Source organism: Arthrobacter sp., assembly GCF_031179985.1.
GTDB lineage: Bacteria > Actinomycetota > Actinomycetes > Actinomycetales > Micrococcaceae > Arthrobacter.
The window spans coordinates 1-6,355 of the sequence record NZ_JAPSHJ010000089.1; the positions used below are offsets into that span (position 1 = coordinate 1).

Genomic DNA, 6,355 nt, shown 5'->3' on the forward strand with positions numbered 1-6,355 from the left:
GGATATCCACCAAAGCCTCACCCGGGCCCGGATCCGGCACCAGAATCGTCTCCACCGACACCGGAGCATCCTTCTCCATGGCAACCACTGCCTTGACTTTATGAACCATAACTTCGCGTTCCTTTCACTCTGACTGCCAGAGTGGCCATGCCTTCCGGGCTTTTACCCAAGCAGGCTGTCTGTTTTTGCAACCAGGGACGGTTGCCGGGCGCCCCTCGGGCATCAGCTTTCGGGCCGTGGGGCTAGTTGTGCGGGGCAGGCCTCACATGGAGCATCTCCACAAGGAAGACAACCTGATATGACTCTGGTATCTAACTGATATATGACCGATGGTAGTTGTGTTGCTGCAAGAGTGTCAACGAGTAGCCACCTTTCCGTCGCTGGAAAAGCCACGTAGAGAATGTGAACTTTTCCATGACTTGCTCGGGGAAGCCTTGTAGTCTCAAGCCACCAGCACAAAACGGAAAAGGACCCGAGCTAGGAGACGTCATGGCTGTCAACAATGAAGCGGAAATACTGGCCCAATGGAGCGAGCAGCTGGCAAAGGCGCTTCAGATCCCGGACTTGAGGGTGGACCAGGAGCTACTCCTTGAACTGGCCAGGAGATCCGCTGATTCGGTGATTCACGCGTCTGCGCCGGTGACGGCTTTCATGGTGGGGTACGCGGCGGGTCAGGAAGCCGGCAAAGGAAACGCGGGTTCATCGGTGACGCCCAGTGCAGCGACTACCAGGGCCGCGGACATTGCATTCTCGCTGTGCGAGAGCAGGGCAGGCGGCCGAGGTGCCGATCCGACGTCGTAAGACGGAATCCCCGGGAAAGCCGTCAGTGCTCAGGCTCATCCGCCAGCGAAGGGCGGCAGCACGTCGATGATATCGTCCCTCCCAAGGCACACGGCAACGTCCCGTACAGCAACTTCGTTGCGGAGAAAACTGCTCCGGGCGATGATCCCTGCCAGCGGGGGCGTTCCCGCCGGAGGCTCCGGACGGTCAACTGCAAGCACGGCCGTCAGTAGTTCACTGAGTGTCACGCCGTCTGTCAGCTCATGATGTTCCTCTTCTACGCCGGCGGCGGAACATGCAGCGGCAAAGTATCGTACTAACAAGGTTTTCAGCCTCCGATAGTGCTCATGCTGCGGTCCGGCTGTATGAAGTCTGCGGAATCCAGGCCGGAGTGATCCATCCCGTGTGCCCGCGGCTTGATCCACATGGCGTCCTGCCAGAGTCTTGTCAGTTCTTCATCGTCTGCCCCTGAACGCAGCGGGCCCAGAATGTCGAATTCCTCGCGGGAGAACAGGCAGCTCATGAGCTTGCCTTCCGCGGTGATGCGCGTCCGTCTGCAGTCACCGCAGAACGGCTCGGTGACGGAAGCGATGATTCCCGCGGTACCCAGGACAGCTCCGGAGGATTCGCCTGCAGCGGCGTTTCGCTTCCTGACCTGGAACCGCTCGGCCGGCGCTCCTGCCCGCTCCCTACGGTCCGGCGTGAGAATGAAATCCTCGGAGAGCAGCTCACGAATTTCGGCGGCAGTGATCATGTCACGCCGCGTCCAGCCGTGATCCGCATCCAGCGGCATCTGTTCAATAAAACGAAGCTCGTAGCCGTGTTTGAGGGCCCAGGCGAGAAGCCCCGACGCTTCGGCGTCGTTAATGCCCCGCATCAAAACGGCATTGATTTTGACCGGACCCAACCCTGCTGTCCTTGCCGCTTCAACTCCGGCCAGCACCTTGTTAAGGAATGGGCGCCGGGTGAGTAACTCGAACGTCTCTTCGTGCAGGGAATCGAGTGAAACATTGATGCGCGTAAGCCCGGCGTCCTTCAGTGCCTGGGCTTTCTTGTCCAGCCCGACGCCGTTCGTTGTCATGGATATAGGCAGGTCGGGGTGCTGCCTCCGGAGGGCGCGGACGATATCCACCAGGTCGGGGCGGACCAGGGGCTCGCCGCCTGTAAGCCGGAGTTCCCGGATGGCCAGTTTGGTGACACTGATACCGACTACCCGCACGATCTCGTCTGCTGTCATGAGTGCTTGTTTGGACAGCCATTCCAGGCCCTGTGCGGGCATGCAGTATGTGCACCGCAGGTTGCATTTGTCGGTGAGGGACAGGCGGAGATCCGTTGCCTGGCGCCCGAACCGATCCAGCAGGCCGGCGGGAACTCCGGATGGACGGGTGGGAGGCACGGGCAGGCCCCCGCTACTGCCGGGAAGCCGGGGAATTCCCAGCTGAATAGTCATAATTTTCTGTACCTGTTTCTTCACCTCAGTGAAGAGTCTTTCGGGTTGGGCGGTTAGTGATCGACTACTGCCGTGCCGCGGGCGTGAAGAAAGTGGCCACGGCGCGGACAGTTGCTGGCTTAGACGTGCTTGTCTCCGCCAGGGTGTGGAGAGCCGTCGGAGCGTCGTCCATCACCTTCGTTGGTGGTCACGAGGTCGAACTGAACGCCGCCGTGCTGGTCGACGCCGGTACGGATGGCCCGTTCCATGACTGTTGTGGCGAGCCTGCGCCGGAGGGAAAGCGGGTCGCGGCGGAGGTCGCGGGTTATAGCGAAGCAGAGCAGGAGCATGACCAGCACGAACGGCAGGGCGGCGACGATGGTGATCCGTTGCAAGCCGGACAAGGCTTCCGAGGGTTCATTGCCGCCGGCCAGGAGCATGACGGCGGCGACAGCTCCGGTCAACGTGCCCCAGAAGATGATCACTCCGCGGCGGGGTTCCTCGGAGCCGTTGGAGCTGAGTGACCCCATCACAATGGAGGCCGCATCTGCGCCTGTGACGAAGAAGATGGCGACCAGGACCATCGCCAGGACGATGACTGCGGCGGCGGCCCAGACGGGCATGCCCAGGTTCTTGACCATGTCGAAGAGGGCGCCGTCAAAGTTGACGGACGGGGTCCCGTCGACCATGGTGACCAGACCGGGAGTGTTGGCCTTGTCGGCTTCCTGCTGCACGTGGAAGGCGGCACCTCCAAAGATGCAGAACCAGATGACACTGACAACACTCGGCACGAGCAGTACGCCGGTGACGAACTGCCGGATGGTGCGGCCGCGGCTGATCCGTGCAATGAAAAGTCCCACGAACGGCGTCCAGGAGATCCACCAGGCCCAGTAGAAGATGGTCCAGCCGGACATCCAGCCGCGCAGAGCCTCATCGCCGACTGCCTCGGTTCGTGACGACATTTCCGTTAGGTCCCGGGCATAATTGCCGACGGCGGCGGGGAGCAGGTTCAGGATGAAGAGGGTGGGGCCGGCGACGAAGACGATGAGGGCCAGGATGAGGGCCAGCACCATGTTGATGTTGGAGAGCCACTGGATGCCGCGGCTGATGCCCGACACAGCGGAGGCCACGAAGCAGGAAGTCAGGATGGCGACGATCACCACGAGGAATGGCGTGCCGATTTCTCCTACCCAGCCGTTGGAGGTCATGCCGCTGCCGATTTGGAGGGTGCCCAAGCCCAGGGATGCGGCGGTGCCGAAGAGCGTGGCGAAGATGGCCAGGATGTTGATGAACTTCCCCACCGGCCCTTCAACTATTTTGACGCCGAACAGTGAGGTGAAGGCGGCGGAGATCAACTGTCTGCGGCCCAGCCGGTAGGTGCCGTAGGCCATGGCGATGCCCACCACGGCGTACATCGCCCAGGGATGCAGGGTCCAGTGGAAGATCGAGGTGGCCATGGCGGTCTGGATGGCTTCGGGGGTGCGTCCGTCCACGGTTCCGGGCGGGGGCGAGACGTAGTGGTAAAGAGGCTCCGCCACACCGTAGAACATGAGCCCGATGCCCATGCCGGCCGCAAACATCATGGCCACCCAGGACACGGTGCGGAACTCGGGCTTTTCGCCGTCCTTCCCCAGTGGAATGGTGCCGAACTTGCCCAGGGCAAGCCACAGGACGAAAACGACGAAGAGCGAGGCCAGTCCCATGAACAGCCAGCCGGTGTACTGCATGACCCAGTCGAGGGCGTTTTGAGACGTTGTTGCCAGGCTGTCCCTACCGGCAAAACCCCAAATGACGAAGGCGAGGGCCAGGACACCGGTAATGCCGAAGGTTGTTTTATCTAGGGGGAGAGAGCGGCGCCTACCGAGTCTGGCCGCCTGCTCAGCCTCGGCCTCCCTCAGCTCCTGGAGGATCTGTTCGGTTTCTTCCGTATCCGGCAGGTTGAGTGCTGTGGATCCCGGGTTGAGGGTCGCCTCTTCCGGGTCTTCCACAGTAGTCACGGTCAACGCTTCGCTGGTCTCTTTGGTGCTGGGGGCCGTGTTTGTGTTGTCTGCCCGATTTTCGTCGCCGGGCAGTTGCTCCGGTGTTGTGTTTATAGCCATGAGCGGATCCTTTGCTCGGCGAGTCATTGGGTGGCCTAGATATGGCCTTCGGCTGTCAAACCGGGAGGAAGGTTGGGCGCCTCGTCGGATTCGATAACCATAATGTCGCCGTCAACAATCTTGACCTCATGGTGGCGGACTGGCAGTTTGGCCGGCGGCGCGTCAACTGCACCGGTGCGGAGGTTGAACCTGGAGGCGTGCAGCGGGCACTCCACCCAACAGTCCTCAACGTAACCATCGGCCAAAGAGGCATCCTGATGCGTGCACGTGTCGTCAATGGCGAAAAGCTCGCCTTCTTCTGTATGGAATACGGCGATGGGTGGGGCAGTATTTAGCCGTAGCGCATCCCCCGGAGCGAGTTCGCTGAGCGGGCAGGCCTTGTGCATGGTGAACCTCATCTTTCAAACGGCGATGAGAACTTGTTTTATCCGGGGTGGGAATCTCGGGCCATGATCCCTTCTGTTCCAGAAGGATCAACAGAGTTCGCCTTATGCAACAGAGTGCGCTTCGTCACAGTGGAATGTCAAGGCTCACTTCCGCCGTTACGGCCCAATTTCCTCTGCGACCGCGCGGGTTGACAGCCCACTGTGGCATGCCTCACTCTGTTGCATATAGCGATTCATGTTGCGTATAAGGCAATTAGAAGTGGGGAATTATGCAGACTCTTGCGATCGTCGGAGCCTCCCTGGCCGGGCTTTCTGCCGCCAGGGCCGCCCGCGCCCAAGGCTTCACTGGACGGCTGGTCATCATTGGCGATGAGCATCACCGTCCCTATGACAGGCCGCCGCTGTCCAAGGACTTTCTGCTCGGCACCGTAACGTCGGAAGACCTCCTGCTGGAGACAGACGACGACGGGTTGCAGGCGGAGTGGCTTCTAGGGGGTGGGGCGGTCGGTTTGGACGCAGCTTCACGGACAGTCCGGCTGCGCGACGGAAGCTCGGTCAGCGCCGACGGCATCGTGGTAGCCACAGGCGCGCGAGCCCGGAAGCTTCCGGCCTTGGAGGGGCTTGACAACGTTTTTTACCTTCGGACCATCGCCGATGCACAGGGATTGGCGTCAAGGCTGGTGCCGGGGGCCCGAATGACTGTCATCGGCGCCGGTTTCATCGGTGCTGAAGTCGCCTCCGCCGCTGCCTCCCGCGGCATGGAGGTGACCATGATCAATAACGCACCAGTTCCGTTTACAGCACAGCTCGGTCGGGACATGGGCGACGTCGTCGCCAGGCTGCACCTGGCCAAAGGCGTCAATCTGATCTGCGGTGCCGTCATCCAAGAGTTCCATACGGGCGAAGACGCCGTTTCCGGGCTCACGCTGGCGGATGGACGTCACTTGGAAACGGATGTCGTCGTTGTAGGCATCGGCGCCGAGCCAAATACCGAGTGGCTGTCCGATTCCGGGCTTGAGCTGAATCCGGGCGTCGTTTGTGATGCCATGGGCCGAACCAATGTTCCCGGGATCGTAGCGGTGGGTGACTGTGCCGCGTGGTTCGACCCTGCGGCTGGAATTCACCGCCGGGTAGAGCACTGGACCGGCGCCCTGGAGCGCGCGGCTCTGGCTGTTCAGGCCCTCTTGGACAGCAACGCCCCGGAACAGCCGCTGAAGCCTCCTTACTTCTGGTCCGATCAGCACGGCGTTAAGATTCAGTTCGCCGGGCACTCCGCCGGTTACGATCGGGTCGAAATAGAGACAGGTGATCCCCAGGAGCACAGCTTCGTTGCCGTGTACTACCGCGGCGATGACGCCGTGGCGGTCCTGGGCATGAACCAGCCCCGCCTTTTCACCAAGTGGCGCCGAAGCCTGGCGCCTTCAACAGTGGAGCCGGCGGCCAAGCCCACTTTGGTTCTGGCTGCGACCTAGCCCATCATGCCCTGCTAAACCAATCTTTAATGCACCAGTTTTTACGCACTTAGTCAGTGCCGTTGTGAGGAGTACACATTGTCTGTTGAGGTAAGCACGCCGAGTCTGATCCCGACCCTGGGGGGTCATTTGTATACGGATCCGGCTATTTTCCGGGCGGAGCAGGAGCGTATTTTCGAGCAGATGTGG

Annotated in this window: 6 protein-coding genes; 2 read left to right on the forward strand and 4 right to left on the reverse strand. The window is 61.1% G+C overall.

What is annotated here, in order from left to right; genetic code table 11:
- The first annotated feature begins 489 nt into the window (after positions 1 to 489).
- Positions 490 to 801 (forward strand): DUF6457 domain-containing protein, encoded by a 312-nt coding sequence (locus tag RIN13_RS19855; protein ID WP_309109037.1) that lies wholly within the window; start codon positions 490 to 492, stop codon positions 799 to 801.
- Positions 802 to 836: 35 nt separating this feature from the next.
- Here RIN13_RS19855 and RIN13_RS19860 read toward each other — a convergent pair whose 3' ends face one another.
- The 4 genes from RIN13_RS19860 to RIN13_RS19875 all read right to left on the reverse strand — a co-directional run bounded on the left by RIN13_RS19860 (position 837) and on the right by RIN13_RS19875 (position 4,694).
- Positions 837 to 1,103 (reverse strand): MoaD/ThiS family protein, encoded by a 267-nt coding sequence (locus RIN13_RS19860; protein ID WP_309109038.1) that lies wholly within the window; start codon positions 1,101 to 1,103, stop codon positions 837 to 839.
- 5 nt (positions 1,104 to 1,108) lie between these two features.
- Positions 1,109 to 2,230 carry a GTP 3',8-cyclase MoaA gene (moaA, locus tag RIN13_RS19865; protein ID WP_309109039.1) on the reverse strand — a complete coding sequence of 374 codons (1,122 nt, stop codon included), beginning with the start codon at positions 2,228 to 2,230 and terminating at the stop codon, positions 1,109 to 1,111.
- A 119-nt stretch (positions 2,231 to 2,349) separates the two neighbouring features.
- Positions 2,350 to 4,308, reverse strand: a complete 1,959-nt coding sequence (locus RIN13_RS19870) for a BCCT family transporter (protein WP_309109040.1) — start codon at positions 4,306 to 4,308, stop codon at positions 2,350 to 2,352.
- 35 nt (positions 4,309 to 4,343) lie between these two features.
- Positions 4,344 to 4,694, reverse strand: a complete 351-nt coding sequence (locus tag RIN13_RS19875) for a bifunctional 3-phenylpropionate/cinnamic acid dioxygenase ferredoxin subunit (protein ID WP_309109041.1) — start codon at positions 4,692 to 4,694, stop codon at positions 4,344 to 4,346.
- Positions 4,695 to 4,963: 269 nt separating this feature from the next.
- On the opposite strand from RIN13_RS19875, the gene RIN13_RS19880 reads away from it, so the two are divergent.
- Positions 4,964 to 6,166, forward strand: coding sequence for an FAD-dependent oxidoreductase (locus RIN13_RS19880; RefSeq protein ID WP_309109042.1), 1,203 nt, complete (start codon positions 4,964 to 4,966; stop codon positions 6,164 to 6,166).
- The last annotated feature ends 189 nt before the right edge of the window (positions 6,167 to 6,355 follow it).

Coding starts and splice junctions, on each gene's coding strand:
- RIN13_RS19855 (WP_309109037.1), top strand. CDS start 490: ATGGCTGTCAACAATGAAGCGGAAATACTGGCCCAATGGAGCGAGCAG.
- moaA (WP_309109039.1), bottom strand. CDS start 2,230: ATGACTATTCAGCTGGGAATTCCCCGGCTTCCCGGCAGTAGCGGGGGC.
- RIN13_RS19870 (WP_309109040.1), bottom strand. CDS start 4,308: ATGGCTATAAACACAACACCGGAGCAACTGCCCGGCGACGAAAATCGG.
- RIN13_RS19875 (WP_309109041.1), bottom strand. CDS start 4,694: ATGCACAAGGCCTGCCCGCTCAGCGAACTCGCTCCGGGGGATGCGCTA.
- RIN13_RS19880 (WP_309109042.1), top strand. CDS start 4,964: ATGCAGACTCTTGCGATCGTCGGAGCCTCCCTGGCCGGGCTTTCTGCC.